This is a genomic window from Nonomuraea typhae, assembly GCF_009760925.1.
Taxonomy (GTDB): domain Bacteria; phylum Actinomycetota; class Actinomycetes; order Streptosporangiales; family Streptosporangiaceae; genus Nonomuraea; species Nonomuraea typhae.
In genome coordinates, this window is sequence record NZ_VRLV01000005.1 from 116,737 (window position 1) to 133,688 (window position 16,952).

General features: G+C 71.1%; 13 protein-coding genes. 2 read left to right on the forward strand and 11 right to left on the reverse strand.

The features are described 5' to 3' along the window. Positions 1–319: 319 nt before the first annotated feature. The 5 genes from FVE25_RS20010 to FVE25_RS20030 all read right to left on the reverse strand — a co-directional run bounded on the left by FVE25_RS20010 (position 320) and on the right by FVE25_RS20030 (position 6,738). Positions 320–1,027: an ATP-binding cassette domain-containing protein gene (locus FVE25_RS20010; RefSeq protein WP_157248530.1), complete on the reverse strand. Its 708-nt coding sequence runs from the start codon at positions 1,025–1,027 to the stop codon at positions 320–322. Then, positions 1,024–2,862, reverse strand: a complete 1,839-nt coding sequence (locus FVE25_RS20015) for a dipeptide/oligopeptide/nickel ABC transporter permease/ATP-binding protein (protein ID WP_157248531.1) — start codon at positions 2,860–2,862, stop codon at positions 1,024–1,026. The genes FVE25_RS20010 and FVE25_RS20015 overlap by 4 nt, the downstream gene beginning before the upstream one ends. Next, positions 2,862–3,806: an ABC transporter permease gene (locus FVE25_RS20020; RefSeq protein ID WP_157248532.1), complete on the reverse strand. Its 945-nt coding sequence runs from the start codon at positions 3,804–3,806 to the stop codon at positions 2,862–2,864. Before FVE25_RS20020 ends, FVE25_RS20015 begins: the two co-directional genes overlap by 1 nt. Continuing rightward, a complete protein-coding gene (locus tag FVE25_RS20025; protein WP_157248533.1) occupies positions 3,803–5,389 on the reverse strand; it encodes an ABC transporter substrate-binding protein in 1,587 nt (528 codons plus the stop codon). Before FVE25_RS20025 ends, FVE25_RS20020 begins: the two co-directional genes overlap by 4 nt. A 119-nt stretch (positions 5,390–5,508) precedes the next feature. Continuing rightward, on the reverse strand, positions 5,509–6,738 hold the full coding sequence (locus tag FVE25_RS20030) for a PucR family transcriptional regulator (RefSeq protein ID WP_157248534.1): 1,230 nt from the start codon (positions 6,736–6,738) through the stop codon (positions 5,509–5,511). Between the two features lie 175 nt (positions 6,739–6,913). Here FVE25_RS20030 and FVE25_RS20035 point away from each other — a divergent pair, with 175 nt between their 5' ends. Continuing rightward, positions 6,914–7,744 carry a proline racemase family protein gene (locus FVE25_RS20035; protein ID WP_157248535.1) on the forward strand — a complete coding sequence of 277 codons (831 nt, stop codon included), beginning with the start codon at positions 6,914–6,916 and terminating at the stop codon, positions 7,742–7,744. Here the strand turns inward: FVE25_RS20035 and FVE25_RS20040 are convergent. From FVE25_RS20040 to FVE25_RS20060, 5 genes are all read right to left on the reverse strand, one after another. Next, on the reverse strand, positions 7,734–8,894 hold the full coding sequence (locus FVE25_RS20040; protein WP_157248536.1) for a dipeptidase: 1,161 nt from the start codon (positions 8,892–8,894) through the stop codon (positions 7,734–7,736). The genes FVE25_RS20035 and FVE25_RS20040 overlap by 11 nt on opposite strands. Then, positions 8,884–9,558 carry a pyridoxamine 5'-phosphate oxidase family protein gene (locus tag FVE25_RS20045; protein WP_157248537.1) on the reverse strand — a complete coding sequence of 225 codons (675 nt, stop codon included), beginning with the start codon at positions 9,556–9,558 and terminating at the stop codon, positions 8,884–8,886. The genes FVE25_RS20040 and FVE25_RS20045 overlap by 11 nt, the downstream gene beginning before the upstream one ends. Positions 9,559–9,578: 20 nt before the next feature. Continuing rightward, the gene (locus tag FVE25_RS20050; RefSeq protein WP_157248538.1) at positions 9,579–11,102 is read right to left on the reverse strand and encodes a gamma-glutamyltransferase; all 1,524 of its coding nucleotides are present in this window, start codon (positions 11,100–11,102) and stop codon (positions 9,579–9,581) included. Positions 11,103–11,125: 23 nt separating this feature from the next. Next, positions 11,126–12,664: a gamma-glutamyltransferase gene (locus FVE25_RS20055; RefSeq protein ID WP_157248539.1), complete on the reverse strand. Its 1,539-nt coding sequence runs from the start codon at positions 12,662–12,664 to the stop codon at positions 11,126–11,128. 113 nt (positions 12,665–12,777) lie between these two features. After that, positions 12,778–14,316 carry a gamma-glutamyltransferase gene (locus tag FVE25_RS20060; protein WP_157248540.1) on the reverse strand — a complete coding sequence of 513 codons (1,539 nt, stop codon included), beginning with the start codon at positions 14,314–14,316 and terminating at the stop codon, positions 12,778–12,780. A 151-nt stretch (positions 14,317–14,467) separates the two neighbouring features. On the opposite strand from FVE25_RS20060, the gene FVE25_RS20065 reads away from it, so the two are divergent. Further along, the gene (locus FVE25_RS20065) at positions 14,468–15,499 is read left to right on the forward strand and encodes a dipeptidase (protein ID WP_157248541.1); all 1,032 of its coding nucleotides are present in this window, start codon (positions 14,468–14,470) and stop codon (positions 15,497–15,499) included. Here FVE25_RS20065 and FVE25_RS20070 read toward each other — a convergent pair. After that, complete coding sequence (locus tag FVE25_RS20070; protein ID WP_157248542.1) at positions 15,496–16,938, reverse strand: high affinity choline transporter 1; 1,443 nt, start codon at positions 16,936–16,938, stop codon at positions 15,496–15,498. The two genes, FVE25_RS20065 and FVE25_RS20070, sit on opposite strands and share 4 nt — an antisense overlap. Positions 16,939–16,952 lie beyond the last annotated feature (14 nt).

Here is a 16,952-nt window from a genome sequence, read left to right on the forward strand (position 1 = left end):
CGTCGTGGGCCTGGTGTGTCACCCTCCGAGCGCCGGCATGAGAGGGGTGAACATGAGCAGTGGCCGGTGGCAGGAGGGCCGAATACTTCTCACCGCGATCCTCTTGTCAGCGGCGGGTGCAGCTTCGGCGGTGATGGCCGCATTCCAGGTGGGTCATCGGAGGTGCGGCCGTTGCTGTCGCGGTTGTGACGGTGTTGTCCGGGCTGCTGCAGGAGCGCTACCAGCGGACGGTGGCCCACCGTATTGCAGGATGGCACGTTGGTGTTGCCCAGCGGACTCTTGCCCAAGATCTCTGATCTGAAAGACTCTCGCGCTCTACTCAGCCCAGGGCGGAGGCGTCCAGGAGGTCGCGGGTGTAGGGGTGGGTGGGGTTGGTGATGATTTCGGAGGTGGGGCCGGATTCCACGATGGTGCCCTGGTACATGACGGCGATCGTGTCGCTGACGTAGCGGACCACGGCCAGGTTGTGGGAGATGAACAGCATGGTGAGGTCCATCTCGCTCTGCAGGTCTCGGATGGTGTTGAGCAGGGCCCCCTGCACCGACACGTCCAGCGCCGAGGTGATCTCGTCGGCGATGATGACCCGGGGGCGGGCGGCGAGGGCGCGGGCGAGGGCGACGCGTTGGCGTTGGCCGCCGGACAGCTGGCCGGGGAGTCTGGTGGCCAGGCTGGGGTCGAGGTGGACGAGGGTCATCAGGTCGGCGACGGGCGTGGGGCGGGGCATGGGTTCGGCTATGGACTCGCCGATGGTCATGCGGGGGTTCAGGGCGGAGTAGGGGTCCTGGAAGACCATTTGGAGGGGGCGCGGGCGGCGGGGCAGGTGTTTGACGTCGATGCCGTCCAGCAGGACGCGGCCGGCGGCGATGGGGGACAGGCCCACGGCGGCGCGGGCCAGGGTGGATTTGCCGGAGCCGGATTCGCCTACCAGGCCGAGTGTGGTGCCTGAAGGGACGGTCAGCGTGACCGCGTCCACTGCGCGGGCGGGGCCGTACTCGATGGTGACGGCGTCGAAGTGCAGATCGCTCATGAGGCGGCCTCGGGGTGCCAGCAGGCGACTCGGTGGGTGGGGGCCAGTGAGGTCAGGGGTGGGGCTTCGGTGGAGCAGCGGTCCTCTGCCAGGGCGCAGCGGGGGGCGAAGGCGCAGCCGGCCGGGAACTCGCTGGGGTCGGGCGGACGGCCGGGGATGGTGGCCAGGGGCAGGTTGCGGTCCGTTTTCAGGTCGGGGACGGCGGCCAGGAGCGAGCGGGTGTAGGGGTGGCGGGGGCGCGCTGCCACGGGGAGGTCTTCGACGATCTGGCCGGCGTACATGACCAGCAGGCGGCTGCACGTCTGCTTGATGACGGTGATGTCGTGGCTGATGAGGAGTACGGCGGCGCCGTCCTCGCGGATGCGGGACAGGAGGCGCAGCACCTCGCGCTGGACGCGCACGTCCAGGGCGGTCGTGGGTTCGTCGGCGATGACCAGGCGGGGTTGTGCCATCAGGCCCATGCCGATCATCGCGCGCTGGCGCATGCCGCCGGAGAACTCGTGGGGGTACTGGTGGACGCGGCGTTCGGGGTCGGTGACGTGGACGGCGCGCAGGCGGTCGACGGCGCGGGCCATGGCGTCCCGGCGGGAGGCGCCCTGGTGGACCTCGGCCACCTCCGCGAGCTGGCGGCCGATGCGGCGGGTCGGGTTGAAGGAGGTCATGGGGTCCTGGAAGACCATGGAGAGGTTGGTGCCGAGGAGTTTGCGCAGGTCGGCGGGGCGGGTGGCGAGGACGGCGGTGCCCAGGAAGTCGAGGCGGCCGGCGCGGACGTGGCCGGGCGGCTCGATGAGCGCGGCGGCGGCCAGCGCGGTGAGGCTTTTGCCGGAGCCCGATTCGCCGACGATGCCGACGGCCTCGCCGGAGCGGACGCTGAAGCTGACGCCGCGCACGGGGGTGACGCCGGGGAAGGAGACCTCGAGGTCCTCGACCACGAGGAGGTCGTCTTCCGCCGAAGGGGTTACGTTCGTCGCATCACCCCGCGCGGCGTAGCGGGTGCGGGGGGCGCGCAGGCCGAGTACGGCGGCGGCCGTCTCGCCGAAGAGGTTGAACGCCAGCCCGATGAGCACGACGGCGGCGCCGGGAGCCAGGGCGGCCAGGGGGTTGGTGTAGATGCGGTCGAGCCCTTCGCCCAGCAGGCGGCCCCAGTCGTAGGCGGGCGCCTGGATGCCGATGCCGAGGAACGAGAGCCCGGCGAAGGCCAGCAGGGAGGCGCCGGCGCCGATGGTGGCGTTGATGATCAGGGGTTCGGCGATGTTGGGCAGGATGTGCCGGGTCATCAGCCTGATCCTGCCCACCCCGGCGACCTTGGCGGCGGCGACGTAGTCCCGGCCGGAGACCGAGGCGGCGAGCGTGTGGGTGAGGCGGGCGAAGGAGGGGGCTCCGGCCAGGCCGATGGCGAGCACCGCGCCCGTCATCCCGACGCCGAAGATCACCGCCAGGAACAGCGCGAGCAGCAGGGCGGGGAAGGCGACGGCGATGTTGACGGCGGCGGTGACCATGCGCCCGGCCCGCCGGGGGAGCACGGAGGGGGCCAGGCCGAGCACGACTCCCACGACCAGGCCGATCGCGGTGGCGGCCAGCGCCAGCGAGACCGACAGGCGGGTGGCGACCAGGATGCGCAGGAGGATGTCGCGCCCCAGGCGGTCGGTGCCCAGCAGGTGCGCCGATGACGGGTCCTGCAGGATGGCCTTGGTGTCGGTGAATTCGGCGGCCTCGCCCCACAGGACGGGCGCGAGCACCGCCAGCGCGGCCACGAGCAGCAGGAGTACGGCGGAGCATGCCCCGACCGGCGTCCGGACGGCGGCCGCCCACTTACCACCCCACGTGAATGCCACTAGCCCTCCTTGATCAGCGATCGTGGGTCGAGCACCGCCAGCAGCACGTCGACCAGCAGGTTCACCAGGAGCACCATGGCCCCGTACACGAGGACGATCCCCTGCACCATCGGATAGTCCTTCTGCAGGATCGACGCCACGATCGTCGACCCCATCCCGGGCCACGCGAAGACGTTCTCCACCAGCACGGTCCCGACCACCATCGAGGTGAGCGTGAGCCCGGCGAGCGTCAGGGTGGCGGTGAGCGCGTTGGGCAGCGCGTGCCGCGTGTACACGAGCCGCGCGGTCAGCCGTTTGGCCCGTGCCGTACGGATGTAGTCATGCCCGAGCACGGACAGCAGCTCGACTCGCACGATCCTGGCCAGGATGGCGGCAGGCGCGATCGACAGGGCCAGCACCGGCAGGACGTAGGAGCTCAGGCCGTCCCGTCCGGCCACGGGAAACCACGCCAGCTGTACGGCGAAGCCGTACACGAGCCCGACGGCCAGGAGGAACTCGGGGATGGCGGCCAGGAAGACGCTGGTGGAGGTGAAGGCCAGTTCGCCGCCCCGGCGTCGCCCGCCCCGGGTCAGGACGGCCATGACGAGGCCGAGGGGGATGGCGACGAGGAGGACGACGGCGAAGGCGGGCAGGGCGAGTTTGGCCGTTTCCGGCAGGCGTTCGCCGATGGTCTGGGCGACGGGCAGGTTGCTGATCATCGAGGTGCCGAGGTCGCCGGTGACGAGGCCGCGCAGGAAGCCGAGGTACTGCGACCAGAGGGGGTCGTCGAGTCCGAGGGCGGCGCGGCGCGCGTTGACGAGTTCGACGGGGGCGGTCAGGCCGAGGGCGCCGCGGACGGGGTCGCCGGGGATGAGGTGGATCATCAGGAATGAGGCGGTGACGAGGACCCACAGGGAGGCGGCGAACCTGCGGGTCCTGCGCAGGGCGAAGGACGCCCACGTCATTTGAGCATCCTGATGCTGGTCGGGATGGGCTGCTGGAGCCAGCCTTCGGTCTGGGCGCGGGATTTGTGGAAGAAGAAGGCCCGGTCGGCTCGGGCGATGGGGACGACGTCCGCGGTCTTGAAGAGCGCTTGTTCCGCCTGGTTCCAGAGGGCGCAGCCGGCGGCGCCGGTGGTGGCGGCGGCCTGGGCGGCGAGTTCGGTGAACGCGGGGTTGTCGATGCCGGTGATGTTCTGGCCCTTGGGCGGGACGGGGCCGGCGGCCCAGGGGACGATGTGGACGGGCAGGCCGAAGGCGAACCCGGCCCAGTAGACGTCGAAGTCGCCGGTTTCGAACATGGCTCTGGAGGCGGCGCTGACGTCGTCGGCGGTGAGTTTCACGGTGGCGCCGATCGCCTGCCAGCGTTTGGCGACGAGTTCGGTGGCGGCGACGGTGCCGGGGCCTTCTGAGGGGCTGTAGTGGAGGTCCACCTGCAGTTTCTTGCCGTTTTTGGCGCGGGTGCCGTCGGCGCCCTTGGCCCAGCCGGCCTGGTCCAGGAGGGCGGCGGCCTGGGCGGGGTCGGTGGCGGGGAGCTGGCCGGTCACGGTGTCGGCGGCGCACGGCTGGGCGGAGTTGGCGATCATGCTGGTGGCGCGTTTGCCGGTGCCCGCGGTGGCGACGCTGACGAGTTCGTCGAGGTCGAGGGCGGCGGTCAGGGCGCGGCGGACGAGCGGGTCGGAGCCGGGGCGGCCGTCGCGCTGGTTGAACCAGAGCTCGCCGAGGATGGCGGGGATCTCGTAACGTTCCAGGTTGCGGGAGACGAGGCGCGGGCGGTCGGCGGTGCTGACCTCGCCCATGTGGATCTGGCCGGACAGCAGCAGGTTGGCGCGGGTCGTCGGGTTCGGCACGATCTTGACCACGATCTTGGCGGGCATGCCGGGGGCGTCGGTTCCGGCGCCGTCGGGGCCCCAGGTGTAGCCGGGGCGGCGGGTGAAGGTGTAGTGGTCGCCGCGCACGAGTTCGCTGAGCATGTAGGGCCCGCTGCCGACGGAGCCCGCAGCCAGGAGTTTGGGGTCGTCCAGGCCCTTGTCGCAGACGATGGGCACGCGGCCGAGCGTCTCGAGCACGAGCGCGGTGGGCGTCTTCATGGTCACCGTGACGGTGCGCTTGGCGTCGTCGGCCTTCACCGTGAAGGGGGTGGTGGGCACGAGCAGGCCGTACAGCACCGTCTGGTTCTTGGGGTCCTTCAGGAAGGTGAGGGCTCTGGCGACGGTCGAGGCGGTGAGCGCGGAGCCGTCCGAGCAGGTGATGCCCTGCTTGAGGGTGAAGGCGGAGGTCGTGGCGTCGGACTTCCAGGTCTCGGCCAGGCCGGAGACGACCTTGCCTTCGGGGGTGAGGTTGACGAGGGAGTCGTAGGTGAGGGAGCCCATCTCGCCGATCGGCATGATGTTGCGGTAAGGGTCGAGGATGCCCGGATCGTCCGGCAGGGCGTAGACGAAGGTGCCGTCCTTGAGATAGTCGGTGCTGCGCGGGGCAGCGGGTGAAGCGGCGGCGCCACAGCCGGTGACCAATGCGGCGGCGATGGCGACGGTGAGCGGTGTGCGCATAGGTGGGTCCAATCGGCTGGCGTCCCCCGTCTGAGCTGGTGCGGCTCAGTTTTGTACAGGGGAGGCCGCCGTCCTAACGACAGCAGTCGCAACATCGGCCCGCGGAATTCGGCAGATGGTCAGAGGTTGCTGCGCAGTCCCATGAGACGGGCGATCTTCAGGCCGAGGTGAAGGGCGAGCCGGTCCTCGCCGTTGGTCAGCCGCGCGCCGGTGAACTCCTCGATGCGCTGCAGGCGGTAGTAGAGCGTGGTCCGGTGGATGAACAGCTTGTCGGCGGCGGTCTGGACGTCGCCGGCGTGGTCGAGGAAGGCTTCGAGCGTGTCGGCGAGCTGCTCGCCCTTTGCGCCGGCCTCGAGCAGGCATCTGATGCCGGATGGCAGAGCCTGCGGGGTGAGCTCGGCGGGCGGGATGCGGACCAGCAGCCCGTAGACGCCGAGCCGGTCGAAGGAGGCGACCCGGCCGAAGCCGTCCACCAGCCGGGTGACGCGGGCGGCCCGCCTGGCCTGGCCGTACGACTGGAAGAAGGACGACAGCTCGGTCACCGGCTCGCCGATGCCGGCGGCGGCCTCGATGCCCGTCAGGTCGCGTTCGAGGTAGTCGAGGACCTCCTCGGCGAGGTGGCGTTTGGCCTCGCCGCTGACCAGCGGGTCCTTGTCGGAGAGCAGGAGCAGGCCGTGGTCGCGGCGCACCAGGCTGATGTGGCGCCGGTCGCTCAGCCGGCCGCTGACGCGTTCGAGCCAGCCTTCGAGCGTCGAGCGTTCCACGTCGGTGAGCGCCTGCTCGTCGCTGTGGACGCCGATGACCATGGCCACGACGGGTTCGCCGGGCACGAAGAGGTCGGCGTCGATCAGCTCTTCCGCGGCGTGCTCCCGCAGCCGGACGTCGTCGGCGACGACCAGGTCGCGCACGAGCTCCCTGGCCCGGCTGCGGTACAGCTCCTGGGCGAGCTGGTCGCGCTGGATCATGACGGCGATCGTGTCGAGCGTCGCCAGCACGCTCTCGATCTCCTCCTGCGTCAGCGGCTCGTCGCCCTCGAGGATCCACAGGAACCCCAGCAGGGCGCCCTCCTGGCGGATCGGCACGCACAGGCGCTGGATCGTGGCGCCGATCGCGGGGTTCACCGGCGGCCGGAAGGGGCCCTCGGCGGTGCGCGCCCCGGAGCCGAAGGTCCACTCGGCGGCGCCGTCCGGGACGTCACGGCGGAAGATGGACTGCTCGCGCAGCCGGTCGACCGCGCCGTACTCGTGGGAGGAGAACGCGAGCTGCCGCAGCCGCCAGTCGTCCACGGTGACGTTGCGTTGCAGCCGACGGCCCAAACCGTCGACAAGGCGCTGCAACTCGCTGGTCACAGCAGTGAGCCTATATCCCGAATTCGCGCTGACAGGCAAGGGCGATCGCGGCGTCATCTCCGCACGCTATGCCGACCGGCCCACGGCTTCATCCTCACCTGTGCGGATATCAGGGGAGAAGCCTTCGACGCCGGTCGCATCCCGGGCCGCGCACGTCGAACGCACGATGGGCGGCATGACCCACACCTTCCTGGCTCATGGCTCTTCGTCCGGTCAGCCCGTCGCCTGCGCCGACCTCACCTCGCTCGCGCACGGGGCGGACTCGATGGCAGGGGTGCGAGCGGCACTCGGCCCCGCGCTGGAGGAGGTGCGCGCCGACTTCTTCGTCCGCCGGGGCGGCGATCCCGGCGCGATCGTGGCCGTGGTGACCCGGCCGCCGCGGCCGGACGCCGACGACGGGCTGCTGTTCGTGGCCGCCGACGGCCCGCTGGGCGGGTGCGGTGAGGCGTCGATGTTCGCCGGGATGGTGCGCAGCCCGGGTGACGGGGCCACGGTCGTCTTCGACACGCTGGGCGGGCTGATCCGCGCCACGGACCGGGGCGACGGCACGATCACGCTGCGCATGCCGACCGCGGCGCAGCCGCCGAGCACCCATGTGCTGGGCGTCGGCGGCCGGCCGTACACGGTGCGGATCGTGAGTGTGGCGGGCAACACGTTCATCGCGCTGCCCGCCGCCGAGGCGGAGCTGGACCTCGATCGCCCGGACGAGCTGGCCGGTCCGGGCGGCGCGCTGCTCCGCGCGGCGGGTGCGGCGGCCGGCCTGCTGCTGCTGACCGAGCCGGTGGTGGACGGCCGCACGCGCAGCGCGGTCGTGTGGGGCGAGGAGATCGTCAACCGGGGCCCGTGCGGGACCGGCACCTGCGCGAGGCTGGTGCTCGCGCTCGCCGACGGCGAACTGGCCGCCGGCGAGACCTTGCGTCACTTCAGCCCGTACGGCGAGGCATTCGAGGCCCGGCTCGACGGGTTCACCATCCTGCTGCGGGGCGGCGTGGACGTCAGCCGTTGACCGTCTCGAAGACCCGCAGGAAGTTCTCCCCGATGATGCCGCGGACCTGGTCGTCGTTGTACCCGCGCGAGACCAGGCCGCGGGTGAGGTTGACCAGGTCGCGGTAGTCGCGGAAGCCCTCCAGCGTCCTGGTGATGTTGTCGATGCCGTGCTCGGGCCGGAAGCCGAACTCGTCGAGCCTGCCGGAGAAGACCGCCTCCATCACGTGGTTCGGTAGCGGCATGGGCCAGTCGGTCCCCATCGCCACGTGCTCCCAGCCGACCAGGTCGCTGATGTAGTCGACGTGGTCGAGGAACAGCTCGATGGTCGGGTTGGGGTCGTCGGGCGAGGCCAGGAAGAACGGCACCACGTAGACGCCGATCACGCCGCCGGTGCCGGCGATCGCGCGCAGTTCCTCGTCGCTCTTGGCCCGGTCGTGGGCGAAGACGGCGTCGGCCGAGGTGTGGGTGGCGACGACCGGGTACCGGGAGGTGGCGCAGGCGTCCAGGGTGGTCTGCCGGCCGGAGTGCGCGGTGTCGACGATCACGCCGACGTCGTTGCAGCGCTTCACGAACTGCAGTCCGAAGTGGCTCAGCCCGGGGTCGTAGCGCTCGGTGCACCCCGCGCCGACGTAGTTCATGCTGTTGTAGGCGAGGTCGACGGTGTTGAGCACGCCGAGGTCGTGGGCGACCTCGATGAGGCCGAGGTCGCCGGGGGCCAGCAGGTTCGTCTGCGACAGCCCCCAGACCGCCTGGCTTCCGGCGGCGTGCGCGGCTCTGATGTCGCCCGCGGTGCGGGCGCGGCGCATCCAGGGGAAGGCGTTCAGCGCGCGGGCGGCCTGATGGGCGGCGGCCAGCACGGACTCCTTGTCCTTGAGCACGCAGCCGGTGGCGGGGGCGGTGACGCCGGAGGCGTCCATCAACTCCTTGTACTCCGGGTACTTCCCGGAGATGGCCTTGTCCATCAGGAAGGTGTAGACGACATACAGGTTGGTGGAGCCGATCGCGTCGATCTCGGCGATGAGCTCGTCCGTCCACACGTCGGGCGAGCACGGCCCCTGGAAGAGCAGGTCGATGACGATGCTGTCGCGGTGCAGCCGCCGCGCCCGCTCCTCCTGCTCCGCCGACAGCCCGAAGTCGAAAGTGCCGTAAACGCGGTCCTCAGATCCCATCACGCCTCCATGACAGCAATGCTTCCCGGGGTTCGATGCCGGGTTTCAACTGGGGGTCGGGGACGGGGGCGCCCGTGATCACGCTGAGCGGGATCTCGCCGGCCCACACGTCCAGGTCGTAGTCGCCGGCCCGGTCCATGGGCGGTCCGGTGCGCGCCTTGGCCGAGCATTCCTCCAGGGGCACCGCCAGCACCCGTGTGCTGTTCAGCTCGGCGTCGGTCAGCGGGCGCAGCTCGGGGATGCGGCCGGGCGCGATGCGCTCGACCAGCGCGTGCATCGCCTCCAGCTTCTCCTGCCGCTCGGTGATCTCGTGTGCGGTGCCCAGGACGACCACCGAGCGGTAGTTCATCGAGTTCTCCATCACCGACCGGCCCAGCACCAGTGAGGTGACGACGGTGGCCTCGACGCAGATCGGCCTGCCGAGCATGCGCTCCAGCATCCGGTTGCGCTGGGAGCCGTGGAAGTACAGCAGGTCGTCGATGCGGGTGTGCAAGGTCGGCAGCACGTACGGCTGGCCATCGTCGACGAAGGCGATCCGGCACATCAGCGCCTCGTCGAGGATGGCCCGGACCAGGGCCGGATCGTAGGATCCCCGGTCGGCCTTGCGCCGGACCCTGACCCGCGGGCTGGCGGGTCCCGGCGCGTCGTCGTCTCTGGTCGTCACGGGCTTCCTTTCGGTGAGACTCAGTATCCGGCGGCTCGGCCGAGCCTTCGGGGGTCGGCGACGCCGTACAGGGTGCCGTCGGCGCCGAAGTGGACGGCCTGGCAGCTGCCCATCTCGGGCTCCCACGGCGAGACGCGGGTGACGCCGAGGCCGCGCCGTTCCACCTCGGCGATGACGTCCTCGCCGAACGTCGACTCGACCATCGGCATCCGGCTCGGATACTGCGCCGAGCCGAACAGCGGCCGCCGGACCGAGTCCGCGGCGGAGACGCCGCGATAGAGCACGTTGTCGGTGTTCTGGTAGACGTTCTGCAGCGCCGAGATGCTCGGTGAGCTCGCCGCGAAGACCGGCTGCCCGTTCCGTACGGCCAGCAGCGACGTCGACCAGCCGTCGGGGACCGGCACGACCGGGTCGGCGCACATGAACATCGGCCGGGGCACGATCACCCCGTCCACCGTCAGCCCGACGCCGAACGGGGTCGAGGTGGCCGAGTGGGTGCCGTGGGCGACCACGCCGTCCTCGTCGACGACGACAATGGCGTTGGTGCCGAGGTTCATCGCCTCGTAGGGCCGCGGCTCGCCGTTGAGAACCTGGGGCAGCAGGCGGGCGGCCGTCTCGGGTGAGACGGCGTCGGCCATCTCGCCGGGTTCGCGGATGCGGTAGCCCTTCTCCACGTCGGCCAGGCCGTGGTGCCATGCCTCCTCGATGATGCGCATCCTGGTGTAGAGGTCGTCGGTCGCGGCCAGCGCCGAGAGGTTGAGCAGCAGGGCGAACAGCGAGCCGCTGGTGTGCAGCTCGTAGCCGCCCAGCAGCTCCAGCGGCTCCAGCGGCGTCTCGATCACCTGGCTGGCGGCCATGTCGTCGAGGGTCAGCCGACCGCCGTGCCGCTGGGCCGTCTCCACGTACTTCTTGGCGAAGTCGCCTTCGTAGAAGTAGTCGGGGCCCTGCTCGGCGAGCTGTTCGATGGTGCGGGCCAGCGCGGGCTGGCGCAGGACGTCGCCCACGCCGAACATGTAGCCGTCCGGGTACCAGATCTCGCGCCCCTCCGGGTAGCGGGCCGCCGCCGTGCGGTACTCGAAGGCCCATCCCCAGAGCATCTGGTCGACCACGAAGCCGTGGCGGGCCGCGGCCAGCGCCTCGGCGAACAGCTCCGCCCACGGCAGGCGGCCCCACCGGGTCCACGCCGTGTGCGCGGCGCGGACCCAGCCCGGTGCCACCACCGTGCGGCCCGACAGGCGCGCGGCGGCGTCGAGGTCGCCGTCCTCGGCCTCCGGGATCGAGCCCAGGTGGCCGATGGCGTGGCTGCGGTGCGTGACCGGGTCGAAGACGGCGATCATCATGGTGCCCGCGAGCGTCGTCATCACCGGTTCGACGACGGTCTGCACGGCCGCGGCCGCCAGGTAGGCGTCCACGGCGCTGCCGCCTCTGCGCAGTGCCGCCAGCCCGGCCTGGGTCGCCGCCGGGTGCGAGGTCGAGATCATGCCCTTGCGGCCGGTGGCCGCCACATCGCCGGCGACCGGCCGGAACGGTCGTGAGAGCACCATGACGTCTTCTCCCTGGTATCAGATCAGTAGCCGAGTGCCTGGCCGTTGCGGCGCGGGTCGGCCACGCCGTGCAGGGTTCCGTCCTCGCCGATGGCGATGCCCTGGCAGCTGCCCATCGCCATTTCCCACGGGGAGACGCGGGTGAACTCGACGCGACGCCGTTCCAGGTCGTCCAGGACGGTGTCGCCGAAGCTCGTCTCGACCATCGAGAACGTGCTGGGGGCGACGGCGGCGCCGAACATCGGCTGCTCGAGCGACTCGGCGGGGGTCATGCCGCGGTGCAGGACGTTCACCGAGTTCTGGAAGACGTTCTCCAGCGCGGAGATGCCCGGCGAGCCCGCCACCCAGGCCGGCTTGCCGTCGCGGATCGCCAGCAGCGAGGTGCCCCAGCCGACCGGCATCTTCATCAGCGCGGCGCGGAACAGCGTGGTCGGCCGCGGCATGATCACACCGTCGGTCATCAGCCCGATGCCGAAGGCGGGCGAGGTGGAGGAGTGTGTGCCGTGCGCGATCTGGCCCCGCTCGTCCACGACGACGATGGCGTTGGTGCCCACGCTGATCGAGTTGAAGGGCCGGGGCTTGCCGTGGAGCACCCGGGGGACCAGCTTCTCGGCCGCCTCCGGCGAGACCGCCTTGTAGGTCTCCTCCATCGGGACGGTCGGGTCGGTGAAGAAGTCGGGGATCTCGTCCAGGCCGTAGGCCCACGCCTCCTGCATGATGCGCATCCGCGTGTACAGGTCGTCGGTCTCGATCAGCGCCGACAGGCTGAGCAGCACCCCGTACAGCGACCCGATCGCGTGCAGTTCGTAGCCGCCCGCGGTCGGCAGCGACGGCAGCGCCGGGATTTCGATGGCGGACGCGGCGGCCAGGTCGTCGAGCGTGATCCGGCCGCCGTGGCGCCGGGCCGTGTCCACGTACTTCTTGGCGAAGTCGCCCTCGTAGAAATAGTCCGGGCCCTGCTCGGCGAGCTGCTCGAGAGTGCCGGCCAGCGCGGGCTGGCGCAGGAGGTCGCCCACGCAGAACATGCGGCCGTCCGGGTACCAGACCTCGCGGCCCTCCGGGTAGCGGCCGGCGGCCGTGCGGTACTCAAGCGTCCAGGCCCACAGCAACTGGTCGGCAACGAAGCCCTCGCGGGCCGCCACGATCGCGTCGGTGAACAGCTCCGCCCAGGACAGGCGGCCCCACCTCTTCCACGCGGCATGAGCGCCGCGCACCCAGCCGGGCACCGGCACCGTGCGGCCCGTCAAGTGTCCCTTCGCATCCAGGTTGCCGGGCTCGGCCGCCGGGAGGGTGGTCATGCCGACTGCCAGGCCGCTCTGCCGGGTCTGCGGGTCGTAGGCCACCACGTGCAGACCGCCGGCCATCGTGGTCATGGTCGGTTCGACCACGGCCTGGACCGCCGCTGCCGCGATGTAGGCGTCGACCGCGCTGCCCCCCTTGCGCAGCACGGCATGCCCGGCGGCGGAGGCCGCTGGATGCGACGTCGAGATCATGCCCTTGCGGCCGGTGGCCGAGACGTGCTCCGGATTCGGTCTCGCGGGCCGCGCCGGTACTCCACTCATCAGGTCTCCTCAGATAGGCGATTGGCTTCGATTCTGGTAGGCGGCCTGATGAGGAGGGATGGACGTGGGTCGGAATTCCGCGCCGCGGTATGCGACACCTGCTGGAGACCGGATCAGTGGCCGAGTGCCTGGCCGATGCGGCGCGGGTCGGCCACGCCGTGCAGGGTTCCGTCCTCGCCGATGGCGATGCCCTGGCAGCTGCCCATCTCCAGTTCCCACGGGGAGACGCGGGTGATGCCGATGCCACGCCGTTCCAGGTCGTCCAGGACGGTGTCGCCGAAGCTCGCCTCGACCATCGGGAGCGTGCTGGGGGCGATGGAGGCGCCGAACATCGGCTGGTTGACCGACTCCGCCGGGGTCATGCCGCGGTGCAGGACGTTCACCGAGTTCTGGAAGACGTTCTCCACCGCGGAGATGGCCGGCGACCCTGCCACCCACGCCGGCTTGCCGTCGCGGATCGCCAGCAGCGAGGTGCCCCACCCGACCGGCACCTTCATCAGCGCGGCGGCGAAAAGCGTGGCCGGCCGCGGCATGATCACACCGTCGGTCAACAGCCCGATGCCGAAGGCCGGGGAACTGGAGGAGTGCGTGCCGTGCGCGATCTGGCCCTGCTCGTCCACGACGACGATGGCGTTGGTGCCCATGCTCATCGCGTCGAACGGCCGGGGCTTGCCGTGGAGCACCCGGGGGACCAGCTTCTCGGCCGCCTCCGGTGAGACGGCGGCGAGGGTCTCCTCGATCGAGACCGTCGGGTCGCTGAAGAAGTCGGGGATCTCGTCCAGGCCGTAGGCCCACGCCTCCTGCATGATGCGCATCCGCGTGTACAGGTCGTCCGTCTCGATCAGCGACGACAGGCTCAGCAGCACTCCGTACAGCGCGCCGACCGTGTGGATCTCGTAGCCGCCCGCCGTCGGCAGCGACGGCAGCGCCGGCATCTCGATGGCGGCGGAGGCGGCCAGGTCGTCGAGCGTGATCCGGCCGCCGTGGCGCCGGGCCGTGTCCACGTACTTCTTGGCGAAGTCGCCCTCGTAGAAATAGTCCGGGCCCTGCTCGGCGAGCTGCTCGAGAGTGCCGGCCAGCGCGGGCTGGCGCAGCACCTCGCCCACGCGGAACTGGTAGCCGCCGGGGAACCAGGTGTCGCGGCCCTCTTGGTAGCGGCCGGCGGCCATGCGGTACTCGAACGTCCAGCCCCACAGCAACTGGTCGGCAACGAAGCCCTCGCGGGCCGCCACGATCGCGTCGGCGAACAACTCGGCCCAGGACAGGCGGCCCCACCTCTTCCAGGCCGCGTGAGCGCCGCGCACCCAGCCGGGGACCGGTACGGTGCGGCCGGACAGGTGTCCCTTCGCATCCAGGTTGCCGGGCTCGCCCGCCGGGAGGCCGACCATGCCGGCCACCAGGCCGCTCTGCCGGGTCTGCGGGTCGTAGACCGTCACCGCCAGGCCGCCGGCCAGCGTGGTCATGGTCGGCTCCACCACGGTCTGCACCGCCGCCGCGGCGATGTAGGCGTCGATCGCGCTGCCCCCCTTGCGCAGCACGGCCTGCCCGGCGGCGGAGGCCGCCGGGTGCGAGGTCGAGATCATGCCCTTGCGGCCGGTGGCCGAGACGTGCGCCGGATTCGGCGTCGCGGGCCGCGCCGGTACCCCACTCATCAGGTCTCCTCCCGTAGACGATCATGCGATCAGCTTCGATTGTGGTTGGCGGGCCTGACCAGGAGGGATGGACGTGGGTCGGAATTCCGCGCCGAGGTCTGCGACACCTGCTGGAGACTCTTGGAGAAGGTGTCTCTTTAACCTGGCCGACATGGACGCGCTGACCCTGCACAAAGAAGCCACTGTCGTCGACACCCACAACGATCTGATCCTGCTCGTGGATCATCACGACCGCCGGGGAGACCGGCGGCACTTCGCCGAGTACTGGCTGCCCCAGCTCCGCGCCGGGGGCGTGGACGTGCAAGTGCTGCCGATCTGCCTGGAGGAGCAGTTCCAGTCGGAGGGCGCGCTGCGCCGTACGCTGCTGCTGATCGAGCGCATGCACGAACTGGCCGACGAGCACGCCGAGGAGGTGGCCATCTGCCTGACCGGGGCCGACGTGGACGCCGCGGTGGCCGCCGGCAAGATCGCCCTCATCATCGCCCTGGAGGGCGCCCACGCCATCGGCCAGGATCCGATGCTCATCAGGACCATGGAGCGGACCGGAGTCCGGGTCGTCTCGCTGGCCCACTACGGGCGTACCTTCCTCGCCGACGGCAGCGGCTTCGACGACAGCTCGAACAGCGCGCTGACCCCGCAGGGCGTGGAGGTGCTGCAGGAGATGGAGCGGCTGGGCGTCGTCTTCGACATCAGCCACCTGGGCCGGGCGGGCGTGGACGCGGTGCTGAACGTGATCTCCCGGCCCTTCCTGGCCACGCACTCGGCGTGTCTGTCCCTCACGGAGATCCACCGGAACCTGGCCGACGCCCAGCTCAAGGCCATCGCCGAGAGGGGCGGCGTGATCAGCGTGGCGGCGGCCATCCCCATGTTCATCGACCCGGCCGACCCCAGCGCCGAGCGGGTCGTGGACCACATCGAGCACATGGCGGGGGTGGCCGGCATCGACCACGTCGGCCTGGGCCCGGACTTCATCGAGGACTACTTCATGCAGGCGTTCGGCGGCTGGCAGCGGGTGCCGGGCTTCGCGGGGACGTTCGCCCCGGCCGAGATCGAGCGGCCCGCCGACCTGCCCAAGATCACCGAGGTCATGGTGCGCCGGGGCTTCAGCGTGCAGGACATCAACAAGGTGCTCGGCGACAACGTCATGCGCGTGCTGCGCGAGGTCATGGGCGTGCCCGCCTAGACCCGTGCCTCCTCACCGCGCAGGTCGGCGCCCCGGACTCCGGCCGGGGCGCCGACGAGCGCGACGACCGCGTAGGCGAGCAGGGAGGCGGCCGCGGCGATGAAGGTCGGCCAGCCGTCGAAGCTCGCCCCGATCAGCGTGTTGGGGATGTACAGCAGCGTGTTGTCGACCGCGTACATGGTGGGCGTCAGGGCGAACAACGTCAGGCGCACCACCAGCCCGACCGACAGGGCGGCGAGCGCGGCGCCGGAGGAGCCGCGCCGCCAGAACATCCCGAGGACGAACGGCACGGCCAGGCAGGCGAGCATGAGGTCGAAGGCCAGCGTGAGCAGGACGCCGGTCTGCGGCACCCGGAGCGCCAGCAGCACCGCGCCGCCGACCACCGGCAGCATGGCCCAGCGCGTGGCGCGCAGGAGCGGGTCGGTCCGCCCCGGCTCGTGCACGCGGCGGGTCCCGCCCACGTTGCGTACGGCTACCGCCGCGGTGCCCAGGATCGCGCCGTCGGCCGTGGACAGCGAGGCGCTGACGATCCCGGCCAGCACGAGCACGCTCAGCCCGGCCGGGGCCGCCTCGTCGAGCAGTTCCAGCAGGCCGCTGCCGGTGGCCACGGCGACCAGGGCGAACGGCACCCCGACCACGGCGGTGCCGGCGGCGGCGAGGAAGCAGGCGCGCCGGGCGACGTCGGGGGAGCGGGCGGCGAAGATGCGCTGCATGAAGTCGATGGCCACGATGTCGCCGACGCCGAGGGCGACCAGCGTGGCCCAGTTGACGACCGCGCCCTGCGCCGGGTCGGATAACTGGCCGAGGTCGAACGGTCCCGTGCCGGGCTTGTCCAGGCCGAGGCCGGAGGTGGCGGCGACCCAGATCAGCAGGGCGATGGACGCGGACGCGGTGACCAGCATCTGCACGATTGAGCTGTAGGCGTCGCTGAGGATGCCGCCGGCCAGCGTGTAGGTCAGCACCGCGGCGACGATGACGAGGATGCCCACGCCGTACGGCGTGCCGAGGAAGCGCTCGAACAGGAAGCCGCCCGCCACCAGGTTCCCGGCGACCAGGATGGCGAAGGCGGCGATCATCAGGAGGGAAGCGGCGACCTCGACGGCTCTGCCGTACCGCAGGCGGAAGAAGTCGGGCAGGGTGGTCAGGCCCATGCGGTTCATGGGCCGGGCGAAGAAGAAGCCGGTCAGCAGCAGGCACAGGGCGAGGCCGAGGGGGAGGGTGGCGCCGGCCCAGAAGCCGAGGGCGGCGGCCTGGTCGGTGGCGCCGAGGGTGGCGTTGGTGTCGACGGCCTGGCCCATGAGCGTGGCCGCGACGATGGGCAGGGCCAGCGTACGGCCGGCCACGAGGAAGTTCCTGCTGTCACCGGCGATCCGGCGGGAGACCACCAGGCCGACGACGATCATGGCGAGGATGGCGAGCGCGACACCTGTGATGATCATTGCTGGACAGCCGA